Origin of the sequence: Beijerinckia sp. L45 (genome assembly GCF_009765775.1) — a bacterium.
GTDB lineage: Bacteria > Pseudomonadota > Alphaproteobacteria > Rhizobiales > Beijerinckiaceae > RH-AL1.
The window spans coordinates 1-16,006 of record NZ_LMUU01000143.1; the positions used below are offsets into that span (position 1 = coordinate 1).

A 16,006-nucleotide genomic window follows, 5' to 3' on the forward strand; every position below is an offset into this window, starting at 1 on the left:
GTCAACTCGTTCAGTCGATTGCGACGCCGGATTCCGCGCTCAGCTGCTTGAGGATCTTGCGGCTCATCTCGCCTTTGACGGGCAGGTGCTGATCACGTTCGAAGGTCTCGAGCGCCGCTTTGGTGGCGGGGCCGAACGTGCCGTTCGGCTTGATGACGAAGCCGAGCTTCATCAGGGCGTGCTGCGCCGCCATGACGGTCTTCGGATTCTCCTTCTCCTGCGCCTTTTCCTTCTCCTGCGCCTTGTCTGGGACCCTCGCTGGCGTCTTCTCGCTTGCGGCCGGCGGCGTCGCGGTCTTCAGGAGCTTGGCGATCGCGTCGTCCTGCTTCGGCTTGGCTGTCGGCACGACCGTCTCCGCCGCCGCGTGATGCGGACGCTGGACGGGTGCGGGCATGGGCTGCGCGGCGGGCGCCGGCGTCGGCGCCTGGACCTGTTCGACCGGCTTCGGCGGAACGGGCACGGCGGCCGGCGTCTCGGCGGCGACCGTCGCCGCGGGCGGGCCGAACGGGATCGCCTTGCCGAACAGCGGCGCGGGATGGCGGCTGTGCTGCAGCGCCAAGGCATTGATCATGATGCCGACGACGAGGCTGCCGCTCAGGCCGATGGCGGCATAATGCAGATAGCGCGTCTTGCCTTTTTTGCTGCGCGACGCGGTTTTCTTTTTGGCGCCGGGTGCACGGGGTTTGCGCGGCGCCTTGGGCTTGCGCGCCGGTGCGTCGAACGCGAAGTCGTCATCGAAGTGGGCTACGGCGTTACGCAATTTTCTTCACCCTGGTGGCATGCGGCGGGGAGGCAAAGCGATCGGACGCGCGGCGGCGCGGCAGGGTCTCGATAGTCGCCGAACCTGCGTTGGGCGTGACGAAGCGGCAGTCGAGCGGCAGGCGGATGGTGACGCTCGTGCCATGGCCCAACTCGCTTTCGATCGCGATCGTGCCGCCGTGGAGACCGACGAGACCCCTCACGACGGACAGGCCAAGTCCGGTGCCTTCATAGGGACGGTCGAAGGCCGACTTCACCTGAAAGAACGGATCGCCGAGGCGGGCGAGATCGGCCGGCCCGATGCCGATCCCGGTGTCGCTGACGCAGATGGACAGCGAGGTGCCCTCGGGTTTCGCCACGACGGTCACGCGCCCGTTTGCGGGCGTGAACTTCACGGCGTTGGAGAGCAGATTGATCAGGATCTGCTTGCAGGCGCGACGATCGCCGACGACGGACTCGAGCGCGCCGGCCGCCGTCTTGACGATCTCGACCCCGCCTTCCTGCGCCTTCAGCGTGACGATCTCGCAGCAGGAGTCGATCAGCGGCATCACCAGGAAGGGCTCGGGATCGATCGAAAAGGTGCCGGACTGAATCTTCGCCATGTCGAGCATGGAATTGACGACTGCCAGAAGGTGCTGACCGGATTGATGGATGATCCGCGCATATTCGCTCTGTTTGGCGGGATCCTTCGGACGAAGGTCGGCATCGCCGAGCATCTCGGAAAAACCGATGATTGCGTTCAGCGGCGTCCGCAATTCGTGGCTCATGTTGGCGAGGAAATGATCTTTCGACCGGCTTGCCGTTTCGGCGGCCTCGCGTGCGGCTTCAAGCGCTGCCGCGTCGCGTTTGGTCTCGGTAACGTCGCGCAGCAGCGAGACCACGCCGGCGTTTGAACCAGGCAGCCGGTTGGCGCGCATTTCGATCCAGAGGAACGTTGCGTCGTATCCGCCGTCGCGCCGCGGCTCCGGGTCGACGCTGCGCAGCCGAAACGTCGCGGTCGCCGTGCCGGCTTGATGCGCCGCGTCCGCGATCGCCTTGAGGAAGATCGGGCGATCGGCGACGTGAACATGCTCGAACAGGCCGTGGCCGAGGAGATCGTCGCCGCGGATATTGAACAGTCGGGCGCAATCGCGACTCACGAAGTCGACGGCGCCTTGACGATCGTAGGAGACGACGAGGTCGCCGACCGCATCCGCGATGGCTTTCGTCCGGCCGTGCTCGGCTTGCGCCGCCGTCCGGGTTCGCGTGCGCAGACCGACGATGCAGGCGGCATTCGCGATCGCATAAGCAAGCGCGACCCCGACGAAGAGGTCGCCGTGAACGGCCGCGCCGGGATGCGCGATCCAGCCGGTCAGACCTGCCGCGGCAAGACCACAAAAGGACAGGGCCGAGACAACGGCGGTCCAGAGCACAAGCTTGCGGTCGAAGGAGAGCAGGCTTTCGGTCTGCGCGACGATCAGCCAGGCAAGAGCGCAGGCCAGGCTCGCCTGCGTCGCGATGGCGAGCGTGATGCCGGCGCCGATCAGACAGCAGACGCAGATCAGATGGCCCAAGGTCAGGCGACCGGTCTTCGACACCAGCATGACGGCCCCGAGGGGCGCCAGGCAGAACCCGAACACGGCAGTCTGCGCCGACGTCGGGGCGCCGTGAAACGCGAGGAAGAACGGCGCGACGGCGAGCGCCAGAAAGACAAGGATCAGCGTGCGCAGGATGAAGGTCTGATGGCGTGCGCGGTCCTGGCCAACGGTCGCCGCCGACGGATGGATCAGAGCGGCTATGAGAGCGGCGATGCTCTGGCTGGCAATCACGAGACTGGTACTCCACGCGCCGAATCGTCCCATGGTCCGGGGATGATCGACCTCGCGATAGTGGCATCGCCGCCTTAAATGAACGCTAAGCCGCTGGTTGCTTTGGCGGATGGCAGGAACCGCGCCCGAACATGGTGACTGAAGGGTGAATGCAACCGTTCAAATAAGCCCGTCGGAATTGGTGAGAAGTTTCGCGATCGGTGCCTAGGATCGCGAAATCCGAAGCGTGTCCCTCGGGCAAAGGTCCACCGGCGTGTTCTTTCTCATCCGATCCGTTTTCTGGCTCTCCATCGTGTTCTCGTCCATGGCCTGGACCGTCGATGCGTCGCAGCCGCCGCAACCCCATGCGCTGCGCGACGCCGTCGTGCAGGGCGGCCTTGAGATCGCCAGCGCGGCGAAGGATGCCGCCGTCAGCCAGGTTCGGGCCTGGTGCGTCAAAAGCGCGGATCAGTGTATTTCCGATGCCGCCCAGCTGACGGCGCTCATCGTCGCCAATCAGAGCGACGACACGCCTGAAGATGCCGGCGCCCTCAGCGCCCTGCGGGCGACATATCCTCTTCCCCACACGGATCCGCGGCGCCATATCCTGCCGAAAGCCGCGACAACGCCGAGAGGCTGACGTTGCGCGCAATAGACTGTAGGAAGGGCGGCTTCGGAGCCGCTGGGCTCGCGGGCAAGGCTTGGAATTTACCGTGGCGCTAGACCTCAACGAGATCGTCGACAACTTCGAGAGCCTCGACGACTGGGATGATCGTTATCGCTATCTCATCGAGCTCGGGCGCGAACTCGAGCCGCTGGATGCGGTCGCCCATAATGATCATAACAAGGTGCGAGGCTGCGCGAGCCAGGTCTGGGTCGAGACCACGGTCGCGCCGAGCGCCGATGGCGTGACGCTAAACCTTCGCGGCGACAGCGATGCGCATATTGTGCGCGGGCTGATCGCCCTGGTGTTTGCGCTGTACTCCGGACAGACGACGGAGCACATCCTGGCGACGGACGCGCAGGATCTGTTTCAGAAACTCGGTCTGTCAGCGCATCTGACGCCGCAGCGGTCGAATGGCGTGCGCGCCATGGTCGAACGCATCAAGACGGATGCCCGCTCGGCCGCCGCGGCGCCAAGCGTATGACGCGCGGTTAGCGCTTGCGCCGACGCTGCTGGCCGAGCCCCATCTGCTTCGCCAGGTTCGAGCGCGCCTTCGCGTAGTTCGGCGCAACCATCGGATAGTCCGGCGGCAGGCCCCATTTCTCGCGGTATTCGTCGGGCGACATGTTGTACTGGGTCCGCAGGTGCCGCTTCAGCGACTTGAACTTCCGGCCATCCTCCAGACAGACGATGAATTCGCTGGTGATCGACTTTTTCGCCGGCACGGCCGGCTTCAACGCCTCGACGGTGGGAGCGGTCGAACTGCCCATCACGCGGCTCAAAGCGGTGTGAACCTCCGCGATCAGCGCGGGCAGGTCGCTCGCAGGCACCGAATTGTTGCTGACATAGGCAGAGACAATATCCGCGGCCAATTCAATGTAGTTTTCCGTCAAAGACAATTCACTCATGCGCGCGCGACCCCATCTAACGCACCGTTTCGGCAAAGATCACAGACTACCGCCCTGACCGGCAGTACCATAAGACGGCACGCCTCTCGCCTACTCCAAAGTCGTTTTGATTCTGCATTCCGCCCACGCGATATCTATGATGAAACGGTAATCGCGGCAAGTACGAAACCGAAAATATCAGTTGGTTTATGATCAAGACGTCATGGATATCGGCTTTTCTTTGTATTGATATTGCGATAGCGCCGCTGCCTGTAACGGAGAAATTCATAAATTTTGATGTATTCGCAATATCTTGACCTTCGAGCACAATTGCGTGACCGGGTGGACTTGGCGAGCAGGTAAGGCGGTTTCGTCCGATCATTACGATTGTAGCCGGGGAAGCGTCGACCAAAGCTTATACTGGCGCCCAGGTCCAGCTGGTCGATCGAATGGGGTCACGTACGGTCCGCTGCTCGGTTACAACCTGCGGGCGGACGTTTTTTGCTGCCGAATACGATATGTGGACTGCACGAGCTTGGTGCGCGCAACTGTTCGGCGGGCAACTCGCCTTCGCGCGAGTCTCGCCGACCGCGGTGTGGACGAAGTCGCGGTGAAGAGCCTATTCATGCGCCGATGGGCGCGGCGCATGATGCCCATCCAGCCTTCCGATAAGCAGGTCCAATGTCCGGCGGCACTTTGAAGTCTTTCGCGTTCGATCCAGCCCTGTTGCCGCCGGTCGCGGAGCGCCGGCCGACGACCCGCGTCGTCCATGGCCAGACGCTTGCCGACGATTATGCGTGGCTGCGGGCCGAGAACTGGCAGGCGGTTTTGAGCGATCCCGCCACGCTGCCGCAACCGATCCGGGCCGTTCTCGACGCCGAGAATGCCTACAGCAGCCGGCTTCTCGGTCCGCTCGCCGATCTCACAGAAACGCTCGTCGGCGAAATGCGCGGCCGCATCAAGGAAGACGATTCCAGCGTGCCGCTCGCCGACGGACCCTGGCTCTACTACACGCGTTACCGTCAGGGCGGACAGCAGCCGCTGATCTGCCGCAAGCGCGGCGAGGACGGCGACGATGCGATCCTGCTCGATGGCGACCACGAGCGCGGTGACCAGCCGTTCTTCTCGATCGGCGATGCGGTTCATGCGCCGGACCACGGCAAGCTCGCCTGGAGCGTCGATGCCAAGGGCTCCGAACTCTATACCATTCGCATCCGCGATCTGGTCTCCGGCGTCGATCTGGCGGATGCCGTCGAGCACAGCGAAGGCAGCATCGTCTGGCTGGCCGATTCCAGCGGCTTTTATTACGTGCGGGTCGACGACAACCATCGCACAGCGCAGGTGTTTCGCCACCTGATCGGCCGGGCCGAAGACGAACTGGTGTTCGAGGAGCTCGACCCCGCCTGGTTCGTCGGCATCGACCGCAGCCAGTCCGGCTCTTTCGCGATCATCAAGGTCAGCGACCACAACGCCTCGGAATGCCACCTGCTGGATCTCGCCGACAACGCGGCGCGCCCATGCTGCGTCGAACCGCGCGCGCCGGATCTCCGCTATTCCGTGGCGCATCGCGGGGATCGGCTGTTCATCCGCTGCAATGCCGATGGCGCCGAGGATTTCAAGATCGTCAGCGCGCCGCTCGACGCGCCCGGCCGGGCCAACTGGCGCGACGAGGTCGCGCATCGCCGCGGCCGCATCATCGTGTCCTTTACCGTCTATCCCGACCATCTCGTCCGGCTCGACCGCGAGGACGGCCTGCCGGCCATCGTCGTCCGCGCGTTCGCGTCGGGCGAGGAATACAGCGTGGCCTTCGACGAGGAGGCCTATAGCCTCGGGTTCGAGGGGCGCTACGAATTCGCGTCGCCGACGCTGCGCTTTACTTATGCTTCGATGACCACGCCGCGCGAGACCTTCGATTACGACCTGCGCACCCGCGAGCGCGTGCTGCGCAAGCGGCAGACGATTCCCTCCGGGCACGACGCCGCCGCCTATGTGACGCGCCGGCTCTACGCCACCGCGCCGGACGGCGCGAGCGTGCCGATCACCGTGCTGCACAAGGCGGGGCAGGCGCTCGACGGCAGCGCCCCGCTGCTGCTCTACGGCTACGGCGCCTATGGCCATCCGCTGCCCGCGTCGTTCAGCGCCAACATCCTGTCGCTGGTCGACCGCGGCTTCGTCTATGCGCTGGCCCACGTGCGCGGCGGCACGGACAAGGGGTGGCACTGGTATCTCGACGGCAAGCTGGCGAACAAACCCAACACGTTTTCCGACTTTCTGACCGTCGGCCGGCATCTGATCACCGAGGGATACACCGGGCAGGGACGCATCGTGGCGCATGGCGGTAGCGCCGGCGGCATGCTGATGGGGGCGATCGCCAATCTGGCGCCGGAGCTGTTTGCCGGCATCATCGCCAACGTGCCCTTCGTCGACGTGCTGAACACGATGCTCGACCACGATCTGCCGCTGACCCCGCCGGAATGGCTGGAGTGGGGCAATCCGATCGCGAGTCCCGAGGCCTTCGCAGCGATCCGCGCCTACTCGCCCTACGACAACGTAGCAGCCAAGACCTACCCGCCGATTTTCGCGCTGGCCGGCCTCACCGACCCCCGTGTGACCTATTGGGAGCCGGCGAAATGGGTGGCCAGGCTTCGGGCGACGATGACGGCAGGCGGGCCGATCCTGTTGAAGACGAACATGGGGGCCGGCCACGGCGGCGCCTCCGGGCGTTTCGACCGGCTTGGCGAAGTGGCGGAGGAATATGCGTTCGCGCTTGCCTGCGTCGGGCTGGCGCCGTCATCCTGAGCAGGCGCCGCCCGCTGCAGACGCTCGAGCCAGCCGGAAAAAATGTTTCCTGCTCGTCTTTCGGCCAGGGCTGATCGCGTTATAAAGCTTCGCTATGTCTCTCAAGCCGCACCGAGTCCCTTTTACGATCGGCAGCCTGCTGGCTCTTCACGCCGCCGAAGATGCCGCGGCCGAGAGAGGAGACACGACCGACGCGCATCGTCTGGCCAACGAGGGATCGACCTATTTCGCACGCTTCGTGGCGCATGCGCCGACGACGCTGCCCGAGGTCATCGAGGCGCTGCGCCTGGCCTTCTACGTTTCCCAATGCGGCAACCTCGAACCCTACGATCGGGAAGCCGTGGAATCGCCGATCCGCGAAGCGGTGCGCTTTCTCGAGGCCAACGAGACGATCGGCGCGACGCAGGAGGTCCGCTTCGCGCTGCATCTCGCCGTCGAACCGGACAATGGCAAGCGCGATCCCATCCCGGACGGCGTGGATGTCGATCTCATCACCGTGCTGCGCAACGTGCTGACCTATCTCGATGGCTGGCGCTTCACGTAACGGATCAGGTGAGATTGTTCGAGACGGCCTGAAATTTCGTGCTCAGGCGGCTGCCGGTGGTCTTTACGGCCGCGATGATGACGACTGCGATCAAGCCGGCGATGAGGCCATATTCGATGGCCGTGGCGCCCGACTCATCTTGCAGAAAACGCTTGAACAGCATCGTCATGATGCTCCTTTAACAAAGGACACCGTCATGATGCCGCCGGTAAAGTGCATAGCCAACCTTTCAGTGGTGTTAAATCCATGGTGGGATGTCTCCGCTTAGCCCCGCGCCAGGGACGATGCAGCCATCCCTAGCGACGCGCGGCCTGACGTGAACGCTTCAACTAAATTTGCGGCAGGCTCCGGCTAAGCTGCAACATTGTGAATGCCAGCCGTGTTGTTCGATCATGCCGCGCGCCTACGGGAGCCCCTGATGACCAACCTTCAGACCAGCCGTCAGACATCGAGTGACGTATCGTGGAGTGACGCCCCTCTCTCAAATCTCGTTGTCGATGATTTCGAGGAAGGCTGGGATTGCGGTGTCGACTGGGCCAACGAACACGCGGTCTATCGCAGCCTTCGCCTTGTGCAGCAGCTTCGGGCGCGCCAATGCCGCGATCTTGCCGTATTGACCGAGACGCTGGGCTGCAAGGCCGTCGATCTTTTCGGTCAGGAGAGCGGGATTTCCGAGCGGCGGGTCGAAGGGTTCATCGACGGTGCCGTCGCCATTCTGCATGAAGGCGGATTGTAGCGCTCAGAGATTCGGCAGCCGCCTCGAGCGGATGGTGGGCGCGACAGGGATTGAACCTGTGACCCCTCCCGTGTGAAGGGCAAGGATTTACAGAGCGCACGAGTGCGGTATCTGCACGAGTGTTGCACGAGTCCATCACACCTCTCCGATGAGCTTGAGAACCGGGGTCGCCTCGCCGGCGGCGCCCGGGAACATGTCGACGGCACGCGCGGCGCTGCTGATCTCGATGTGGTCGTAGCTGGCTGCGCCCTGGCTTGATGCCCATGCGCCGGTCGCGACCATGCCGGCGCGGTCAAGCTTGCCGTAGCGACGGCACCAGGCTCCATACGAGTGGCGGAAGATGTGGAACGAGACGCCTTCCGGGATCGTCACGCCGGCTGCCGATTCGGTCTCGGCTAGTAGGTGGTAGAGCGCGCCGGACTTCGTCAGACAGAAGACCGATCCCTGGGTCCGCGGCGATTCGGGCCTAAGCCATGTCGCGTTCCCGGGTTCGGCGAGCGCGAGGCGAATCGCTTGCAAGACCGCCGGCGGCAGATAGGCCCCGCGCGGCTTCCCGTTCTTCGTGATCCCGATGTTGGCATAGGCTTCATCAAAATGAATGTCTGCGACCTGAAGTCGCAGGCCTTCTGACAGACGGCAGCCGGTGTAGAGCAAGAATGTGATTAGTGCTGCGAATCGGGGATGTTTCGCCCAAGCCGCCGCGATAAGGCTCGCGGCTTCCTCTTTCGTCAGCCAGTCCTGACGCGGAGATCCGTTGGCGCCCTTCGGCCGGTCGACGACGATGGCGATCTTTGACTTGGCCAGCACGGCCATGATCGGCGTGTAGACCTGCCGATTTCGGGTAGCCGGCGACGCATCGGGATACAGCATGGCCGCCGTGCTTTCGATGAGGTCGCCGTCGACCTTCGCTAGAGGCATGTGGCCGATCTCGACGAGAATCGGTGCCAAGAAGCGGCGCTCGCCCTGGTCATTCATGTATTTCATGGCTGCGCTCGCGAACGTCGGTCCTGCCTCTTCGGCAAACTCACCACGTTCGATTTGTCGTTTGAGCGCGTCGAGGGCCTTTTTGGCGGTCGCTCGGTCGCGAGCCTTAGTGCTTCGGTTAACGTTGTGTCCGAGGTATGAGCCTCGCATGTGATAGAACGACGTCCGACCGAGCTTCGGCGGGACGAGTTTGAGATCCGCTCGCATGGCTGGCCTCCAACGGTTTCGAGCGAGGCAATAAGGCAAAGGACGTCAGCCTCGGTGAAGAGGATCTGTCGACCGAGCTTGCGGCCCATCGGCCTCAATCGGAGCTGCTCACGAAGGCGGCGCGGCGTCACGTGCAAGCGCCGGGCGACGTCGGGCAGAGGGAAGAGATCGGGGAGCTTCATGGAGGCGTGACTCCCTGGGTGGCGGGTGCAGTGGGCGCGTCGGCCTCGGCGCGCAGCTGATCCCGCAGGATCTCGAACATGATCCAGCTGCCTTCGTTCACGTAGACCGTGCGCATGTCGCCTTCGTTGACGAGGGCGCGGTACCGGGGGTGAAGCCGGAGGTCCTGCTCGAAGACGCCGGGCCGGAAGAAGCTGGTGGCGAGGATCGTCGCCTTCACCTCGGCTAGGGCGACTTCGGCCTTGTCGGCGCGGTCCCGAAGATCCCGCAGCGCGTTGACGATCGGCACGGCACCGTTCCAATTGCCGGGCTCGCCCGTGGCGCCGCTGACCGCCTGATAAGCTTCGTGCACGGTGCCCTTGTGCGCGCGGGCTTCGCCGGACCAGAATTGCGCTTCCCTAATCAGCCGATCAATCAAGGTCTTGCCGGCCTCGATCTCGGCGTCCTTTGCATCCACCTCGTCAAGCGCCGCACCAAGCCCCTTCCACATGACCTGGTAGTTCTGGGAGAACGTGTCGGCATCGCAGTCGACGTCGAGGCCGGCGAGGATCGCGCGGAGTTCGGCTTTGAAAACTGGGGTGAGAGTCGCGTCAGCCATGCGCGGCTCCCTCAGAGATGGCAGCCTTCAAAGCCTCGGCGGCGATCTCGATCTTGTCAGTGTTGCGATACGGAAAAACCGTGATCGCCTCGGCGGCGCCCATCATCTCGATCGCCGTCTTGACGTATAGCTGGTGCGGCAACATCACCCGCTCCGGCTCGTGCCGCTTCCGATCGACCGCGACGATGATCGTGTCGGTACCGCTCGGCATGCGGATGTCTAGGTAGTCGCCAAACTTTGAGGGTTGGATGCTCCAGGCCGGTGCCTCGAAGCCGCTTTTCCGCCGCTCGCCTTCCGCCGCCTGTTCATCCTCCAGGATCGCCTTTACAAGATCGGCCAACTTGCTGGCGGCACGCGCGGATTTGTCGGCGTCGACGTGGCGCTCCAGCACCGTGGTGCAGAGCGCGAGCATCTTCTCGTGGTCTTCGGGGTAGGTGCTGAAGGGACGTGCGGGTTTGGCTTGCGGCGCCAACGCCGCGACCAGTTGCCGGGACAACCAGCGGATACGATCCTTCGCCATGGTGAGCCGAGCCTCGCGGCCGTACTCTCGCGCCGGGAAGCCCGGCATGATGTCTAGCTCGTCGAGGCCGTCCATGTAGACGTGGTTCGCGAGTTCGTCGTCTGACATGTGGCCGCCGAGCGTCTGCTCGCGCAGGCAGTTATAGCGGTCGCCGTGCGGGTCAGCCTCGCCGCGCTCGCGCCATTGCGCGGCGGGGGTCGCCGTAGGTGCCAAGGTTTTTGCGGTCTGATCCATCGTCAGAACTCCGGTCCAAGATGAACTTCGGTCGTCCCGGGCTCCGGCGCCCCGTGAGACAATCGCAGATTTAAGAGGGAGGCCCGCCCGGCGTTGATCTCGCGCGCGATCTGTTCCGCGCGGCCTTGCTCCCCGCACTCGATCAGGAAGCCATCGGGGTGATGGACGAACCACCACGGCCCCGGGCCAGCACTGGTGAAGCGGTCCATAGGGACGGCGATGGCGCTGCCGGCGTTGGCTTGGGCATCCATCAGAACGGCTCCTGCTCGTGGTCGTCGCCCTGGTCGCCGTCATCCTCTTCGGGCCGCGGCAGCGAGTACCGGGCCGGCGGCTCATACGGCTTGTTGGCCCTGACCGCAGCCTCCTCGGTGCAAAGCGCGAACGAGAAGATCGAGGCGCCGCCGTAGAAAATCGTCTCCCAGCCGTTCGCGGCCGGATCGCCCTTCACCGGAATGTCGATGCGCAGAAGCTTGGCGCCGAAACGCTCTTCCTCGCGCGTCCGGCCAGCATGGCGGCGATGACCGAAGACCTCGACGATCGCCCATTCCCAGCCGGCGTCTTGTTGTTCCGTGGTGGTCGCCTCGGACATCACGCCACCTCGCGCGCGTCGTCCGCCCGCAGCGCGACCTCGTCGAGGGCGGCGCGATCCTCGTCGGTGAGCATCTCCTCTTCGGCATCGCTGATGCCGCCGATGCCGAGCTTGAGGGCCTTGGTCCCCTTGCGTGCCTTCGCGGTCAGCTTTTCGATCAGCGCGGCCTTGGCCGGATCGACCATCGTCTCGCCGCCCGGCTGCTGATCGGCGCCGGCGTCTGCCGTGGTCACGGTACCACCGGCGGCCTCGTCCTGGATCTCGCCGGTGTCGGGGTCGTGGGCGGGTTCGTCGGCCGTTTCGCGCTCGACCGGCGGCGCATTCTCCCGCCCGGCGGCGTTCGCCAGGACATCGAGCCGGCTGGCGAGCGACTGCGGCCGGCCGCCGTTGGCGATCTGCGCTTCCTCGCGGGCGCCCTTCATGTCGTAGAGGTCGTCGTCGCGCCGGATCACATCGTCGAGGTCGGTCGACATCGGCAGGACCTTGGAGTGCCGGCGCGCCACGGTCTTGCGGCACATCTCGTCGTACCAATCGACCCAGGGTCCTTTGTCCCTCGACTTCGACGCGGCGCGAACCTTGTCGATCTGCGTCTTCGTCATGACCTCGCGGCTCTTCTCGCCGGTCTTCAGGGTCGCGACGGAATAGGCCGCGATAATCGGACCGCGGTCACCATCCATGAACGGGCGGTGCTTGATGAAGGGGTCGTCGCCGAGCTCGAACTCGAAATGGTCGTTGGCGTGGACGACCTGAACCTCCCAGGTCGAAATCTCGCCACTGTTCCTGACCTTCTTGCGAATGCCCGCCACCATCGGCATCCACTGGACCTTGGCGACCCAGATCTCTTTGCCGCCTTCCTTCACCTTCGAATTGTAGATGACGAGGGCGCCCTCGCGGCCGTCGGGCAGCAAGCCGTCCTGGGCAGCCTGAATTGCCGACGTGAAGAGCGAGGCACGATCGGCATGGGCTAGATCAGGGTTGCGCTGGACCGCCGTCATGACGACGCGCATGAAGCGCTCGAGCGGAATGTGTGCCGGCAGCGCAGCCTGGAACTGCGACGACCGCGCCATCAGCGCTTCGCCGACGCCCTGCGGTTTCGCGGGCGTCGAGTTGTCGCCGGCCGTGACGACGGCGTTGGCGTTCTGCGGCGGGACGGCGGCGGGACGCTGGACGGGTTTGGTGGCGGACGCGGTGTTCATGTCGGTCTCTTCTGAGGTTGGAGCGCCTGTCGGCGCGGTGCGTTAGATGCGGCCGGCTACCGGAAGCTCGCCTTGCTATCCTGGAAGATGCTGGTGCCCGGGCAATCCCGAAGACCCATGCGCACCGCAGCGTTCAACGCCTTCTGCAGCGCGTCGAGCGGCAGGTACGGCCGCAGCTTCTCGAGATCGATCTTGCCGATGTCGACGACCTCACCCTTCCAGGACGTGCGGCTGGTGGCGACGACACCGCTATCGGATCGGACCCGCGTCAGCTCGGCCGTCTTCACGTTGGCGGCAGCTTCGAGACGAACCGCGCGCGAGGCGGCCTCGTCGGCGCGGTCCTCGTGTCGAAGGACGGCGCCCTGCCGGTCTTTCTCGGCAGCCTCCTGCGCGATCTGCCGCTGGCGATCTTCCTCCTCGCGCGCTTTACGCGCTTGGTCGGCCAGGATCCGGCGCGCCTCGGCGGCCTTGGCGTCGTTGTAGACGGTTGCCCGGCCCTCAAGGTCCTTCGCGATCCGAGTTAGCCGCTCGGTGAAGACCGCGAAGAACGCGTTGTGCTCGCGCTGCGCCGTGAGATGCGGCTCGTTCTCCTCGGTACGCTTTCCCTCCAGCTTCTTCGCCAGGGCGCGGGCGTCCTTTACGACCGGCCCGTATCGGCCGAGATCGATGTCGTTCGCGACCTTCGCCGGCAGCGATGCGGCGCGGTCCTCGATCTTCTCCGCATCGGCCAGCAGTTCGGCGTAGGTCATCGCGAGACGTTCGGCGGCCGTCGGCGGCAGGTTGTGGCCGGCGGTCGCTTCCTTGTTGAGCAGATCGAGCATCAAACTCTCCTATCGAGCAGCTGAAACACGGAGGACGCGGCCCTCCGACTGAGGGACGAAGCGTTGGCGGCGCTGTTCCGTGCGCCAGGTCGCGGAGCGGCCGCCGGCGATCAGGATCTTTTCGTAGTGGCCCATGCGCGCCTTGATCTCGGTGTCGATCTCTTCGACGTGTTCGGACGCGATCTTGATCAGGGCCTTCTTGTCGTCGCGGTCGGCGAGCAGGGCCGGGAGACGGTTATCGTTGCGGAGATCGAGCTCTTGCCCGTTGTCGTCGCGGTACAGCGCGGCCAAGACCTCGGCGTCGCGTCCGTAGTCGGCCTCCGGCATTTCGCCGGCTTCGATCATTTTCCAGAATGCGGCGGTCTCGACGCGAAGGCGCGCCATAATGCCGAGGTGTAGCGGGATATCGATCAAGTGCAGGTCAAGCGTGGCGCCAGACACGATGACGCCGACCTGAGCCCAGCTGAAGCCGCCAAGCACGGCCTCGACGACGGCCTGGATCACGATGAAGAGCGGCGGCGTGACGCTGCCGTCCTCCTGCAGCCAGACCTTGCGGAAGGTCTGCTGGTCGGTCGTCTTCACTTGGATGCTGCCGACGCCCGGCCGGGCCGGATCGATCGCGATGAAGTCCGGTGTGGCGCCGATGCGCGAAGCCGCTTCTCGATAGTAATATCCGCAGGGTTCGACCGACCACGTCGGCCGCAGCATCAGGATCAGCGTCGGCGCGATCGTCTCCAGCACGGTGCCGCGCATCAGCGGCGGCAGTGATATGCTCGTGTCTGTGATCAGAGGCTCGGCTTCGGCGTCGGGCGCCTGGCCGGTCTTCAGCGCGTAGAGGCCGAGCCGCGTCAAATATGGATGTTCCTGCAGCAAGGCTGCGATCGCCGAGGCGGTCACATCTTGGCGGCGGAGTGCGAGCCAAGAATCTCGATCCGTCACGGGATGGCGGACTGAGTCCTTCGGCAGCGCGGCCTTCAGGCGGAGGGAGAGTTTGGAGGTGGCGCTCATCAGTAAAGCCTGATCGTGGTGGCTTTGCCCCAACCCATGCCCGCGCAGACGACGCCACTGACGCGGCGGCCGGCCATCGAAGTGGCTTCGAATTCGTCGGCGTAGAAATCGTCTTTGCTGCAGCCGGAGAACCACGGCGTGCCTTTCAGGACGATGTTGGAGTAGCCCTGGTCGGCGAGGTGGCGCCTGGCGTTGTCTTCGTCGCTGCAGCCGGCGAGGAACGCCGTTGCGGCGATGACGATCGCAAAAGCTGTCCGCTTCATGATGTTTCTCCTGCCAGCTTCGTCTTCTCGACCAGCGCCGCGATGACGGTCGGATGACCGACGATCATCGCTGGCTGAAACGGCGTCGCATCGATGATGAGGACTTCGGTTTTCGGGACGCCGCAAAGGACGATGTTCTGACGATGCTTCCAGCGGCGGCGGCGCGCACGGCCCGGCGAGCGAACGCGCGACCAGTCCTCGACGGTGTCGACCATGATATCGCTGGAGACGAGGCGGAAGCCGTTGAGCGAGCCGATCATGCCGACACCGCCAGCTCATCCCGCAGCGCCTGCGCCTGCTCGGCCGTCGCGATCTGGAATGACGGCCGTTCCTTCCCGTCCGGGTAGACGATCGTCAGCTTGTGCAGCGAGAAGAGGCCGCCGAGCGTCCAGTCACAGCCACGTTGCGACCGGCGCGCCTTCGCGGCAGCGGAACGGTCCTTTTCAGACGGCAGCGGTCCGACGCCGGTGAAGCGTCCTTCGCAGCTGAAGGCGAAATAATCCTCGACCTTGTCCTTCGGTGCACCGGCGCGCACCAAGCTCGCCATCGACTGGATGGTCCCGCAGATCGGGCAGATCGCGGCCATATTTCTGGGTGAGACGCCTTGGGCACTAAGCGCGGCGCGAGCGTCGTCGATCAGCATCTTCTTCATGCCGACACCGCCTCAGCCCCGCCGCGCCCGGCCCCCGCATCCCAAGCCTTGTGCTTGGCCGCGTCCGCCGGCCGGATCCACGGCTTGTCCTTGATCCGGATCGTGGCGTGCTCGAACGGGTTCGCCTTCGTCGGCTCTTCCAGGATGTCGAGCTTGGCCTGCAGGTAGATCTGCAGCAGATCCAGCGTCTGCATAACCGGCGACAGATCGAGGCCAGCCTGATCGCATTCGACGAAAGCGATCGCGTCCTTCGGCAGGGCCGTGAACAGGTCTTCGATCTTCTGATCGACCAGGCGCAGCTTCTTGGCGAGCTCTTCGGCCGCGCCGATGCTGTCGCAGATCGCGTCGTAGGGGGTATCGGCCATCAGATGATGCTCCAGCGGTGACATTTCTCGCGGTAGTAGGCGTTCCGCCGCGCTCGGATCGAGACGGCGATGATGTCGTCGCGCAGCGCCTCGATTGCCGCCGGTTCGATGTCGGCTTCCAGCAAGATCGCGTTGATCTCGTCTGCCGTGCTGCCATCCCAGGCCGCATCCGCCAGGACCTGCGCCGCCAGATGTGCCGTCTTGTCGGTCTCT

General features: G+C 64.6%; 22 protein-coding genes. 4 read left to right on the plus strand and 18 right to left on the minus strand.

Going from position 1 to position 16,006, the window contains the following annotated elements; genetic code table 11:
* Positions 1 to 10 precede the first annotated feature (10 nt).
* Positions 11 to 760: a peptidoglycan-binding domain-containing protein gene (locus GSQ79_RS15545; RefSeq protein ID WP_158809612.1), complete on the minus strand. Its 750-nt coding sequence runs from the start codon at positions 758 to 760 to the stop codon at positions 11 to 13.
* The gene (locus GSQ79_RS15550; protein ID WP_158809613.1) at positions 753 to 2,567 is read right to left on the minus strand and encodes a PAS domain-containing sensor histidine kinase; all 1,815 of its coding nucleotides are present in this window, start codon (positions 2,565 to 2,567) and stop codon (positions 753 to 755) included. Before GSQ79_RS15550 ends, GSQ79_RS15545 begins: the two co-directional genes overlap by 8 nt.
* Positions 2,568 to 2,820: 253 nt before the next feature.
* On the opposite strand from GSQ79_RS15550, the gene GSQ79_RS15555 reads away from it, so the two are divergent.
* Both GSQ79_RS15555 and GSQ79_RS15560 read left to right on the plus strand, forming a co-directional pair.
* Positions 2,821 to 3,186, plus strand: coding sequence for a hypothetical protein (locus tag GSQ79_RS15555; RefSeq protein ID WP_158809614.1), 366 nt, complete (start codon positions 2,821 to 2,823; stop codon positions 3,184 to 3,186).
* 73 nt (positions 3,187 to 3,259) lie between these two features.
* On the plus strand, positions 3,260 to 3,694 hold the full coding sequence (locus tag GSQ79_RS15560) for a SufE family protein (RefSeq protein WP_158809615.1): 435 nt from the start codon (positions 3,260 to 3,262) through the stop codon (positions 3,692 to 3,694).
* A 7-nt stretch (positions 3,695 to 3,701) separates the two neighbouring features.
* On the opposite strand, the gene GSQ79_RS15565 is transcribed toward GSQ79_RS15560, so the two are convergent.
* Complete coding sequence (locus tag GSQ79_RS15565) at positions 3,702 to 4,118, minus strand: MucR family transcriptional regulator (protein WP_158809616.1); 417 nt, start codon at positions 4,116 to 4,118, stop codon at positions 3,702 to 3,704.
* A 660-nt stretch (positions 4,119 to 4,778) separates the two neighbouring features.
* Between GSQ79_RS15565 and GSQ79_RS15570 the strand changes: the two genes are divergently transcribed.
* Both GSQ79_RS15570 and GSQ79_RS15575 read left to right on the plus strand, forming a co-directional pair.
* Positions 4,779 to 6,896, plus strand: coding sequence for a S9 family peptidase (locus GSQ79_RS15570; protein ID WP_158809617.1), 2,118 nt, complete (start codon positions 4,779 to 4,781; stop codon positions 6,894 to 6,896).
* A gap of 94 nt (positions 6,897 to 6,990) precedes the next feature.
* Positions 6,991 to 7,440 (plus strand): hypothetical protein, encoded by a 450-nt coding sequence (locus GSQ79_RS15575; RefSeq protein ID WP_158809618.1) that lies wholly within the window; start codon positions 6,991 to 6,993, stop codon positions 7,438 to 7,440.
* Positions 7,441 to 7,444: 4 nt separating this feature from the next.
* Here the strand turns inward: GSQ79_RS15575 and GSQ79_RS15580 are convergent, their stop codons facing one another.
* The 15 genes from GSQ79_RS15580 to GSQ79_RS15650 all read right to left on the minus strand — a co-directional run.
* Positions 7,445 to 7,609, minus strand: a complete 165-nt coding sequence (locus tag GSQ79_RS15580; RefSeq protein WP_158809619.1) for a Flp family type IVb pilin — start codon at positions 7,607 to 7,609, stop codon at positions 7,445 to 7,447.
* A gap of 312 nt (positions 7,610 to 7,921) precedes the next feature.
* A complete protein-coding gene (locus tag GSQ79_RS15585; protein ID WP_158809620.1) occupies positions 7,922 to 8,161 on the minus strand; it encodes a hypothetical protein in 240 nt (79 codons plus the stop codon).
* 150 nt (positions 8,162 to 8,311) lie between these two features.
* Positions 8,312 to 9,160, minus strand: coding sequence for a site-specific integrase (locus GSQ79_RS15590; RefSeq protein WP_158809621.1), 849 nt, complete (start codon positions 9,158 to 9,160; stop codon positions 8,312 to 8,314).
* A 385-nt stretch (positions 9,161 to 9,545) separates the two neighbouring features.
* Positions 9,546 to 10,145, minus strand: a complete 600-nt coding sequence (locus GSQ79_RS15595; protein ID WP_158809622.1) for a hypothetical protein — start codon at positions 10,143 to 10,145, stop codon at positions 9,546 to 9,548.
* Positions 10,138 to 10,899, minus strand: a complete 762-nt coding sequence (locus tag GSQ79_RS15600) for a hypothetical protein (RefSeq protein WP_158809623.1) — start codon at positions 10,897 to 10,899, stop codon at positions 10,138 to 10,140. Before GSQ79_RS15600 ends, GSQ79_RS15595 begins: the two co-directional genes overlap by 8 nt.
* Positions 10,900 to 10,901: 2 nt before the next feature.
* Entirely contained in the window at positions 10,902 to 11,150 is a 249-nt protein-coding gene (locus GSQ79_RS15605; RefSeq protein ID WP_158809624.1) for a hypothetical protein, read from the minus strand.
* Positions 11,150 to 11,488, minus strand: coding sequence for a hypothetical protein (locus tag GSQ79_RS15610; RefSeq protein WP_158809625.1), 339 nt, complete (start codon positions 11,486 to 11,488; stop codon positions 11,150 to 11,152). Before GSQ79_RS15610 ends, GSQ79_RS15605 begins: the two co-directional genes overlap by 1 nt.
* Positions 11,488 to 12,684: a recombinase RecT gene (locus GSQ79_RS15615; RefSeq protein ID WP_158809626.1), complete on the minus strand. Its 1,197-nt coding sequence runs from the start codon at positions 12,682 to 12,684 to the stop codon at positions 11,488 to 11,490. The genes GSQ79_RS15610 and GSQ79_RS15615 overlap by 1 nt, the downstream gene beginning before the upstream one ends.
* Positions 12,685 to 12,740: 56 nt before the next feature.
* Entirely contained in the window at positions 12,741 to 13,505 is a 765-nt protein-coding gene (locus GSQ79_RS15620) for a hypothetical protein (RefSeq protein ID WP_158809627.1), read from the minus strand.
* A 9-nt stretch (positions 13,506 to 13,514) separates the two neighbouring features.
* A complete protein-coding gene (locus tag GSQ79_RS15625) occupies positions 13,515 to 14,513 on the minus strand; it encodes a YqaJ viral recombinase family protein (protein ID WP_158809628.1) in 999 nt (332 codons plus the stop codon).
* A complete protein-coding gene (locus GSQ79_RS15630; RefSeq protein ID WP_158809629.1) occupies positions 14,513 to 14,776 on the minus strand; it encodes a hypothetical protein in 264 nt (87 codons plus the stop codon). The genes GSQ79_RS15625 and GSQ79_RS15630 overlap by 1 nt, the downstream gene beginning before the upstream one ends.
* On the minus strand, positions 14,773 to 15,036 hold the full coding sequence (locus tag GSQ79_RS15635) for a hypothetical protein (protein WP_158809630.1): 264 nt from the start codon (positions 15,034 to 15,036) through the stop codon (positions 14,773 to 14,775). The genes GSQ79_RS15630 and GSQ79_RS15635 overlap by 4 nt, the downstream gene beginning before the upstream one ends.
* Positions 15,033 to 15,428: a VVA0879 family protein gene (locus GSQ79_RS15640; protein ID WP_158809631.1), complete on the minus strand. Its 396-nt coding sequence runs from the start codon at positions 15,426 to 15,428 to the stop codon at positions 15,033 to 15,035. The genes GSQ79_RS15635 and GSQ79_RS15640 overlap by 4 nt, the downstream gene beginning before the upstream one ends.
* Entirely contained in the window at positions 15,425 to 15,793 is a 369-nt protein-coding gene (locus tag GSQ79_RS15645; RefSeq protein WP_158809632.1) for a hypothetical protein, read from the minus strand. The genes GSQ79_RS15640 and GSQ79_RS15645 overlap by 4 nt, the downstream gene beginning before the upstream one ends.
* Positions 15,793 to 16,006 (minus strand): hypothetical protein (locus tag GSQ79_RS15650; protein ID WP_158809633.1); only part of this gene is annotated, 214 nt, incomplete at its 5' end. The genes GSQ79_RS15645 and GSQ79_RS15650, both read right to left, overlap by 1 nt.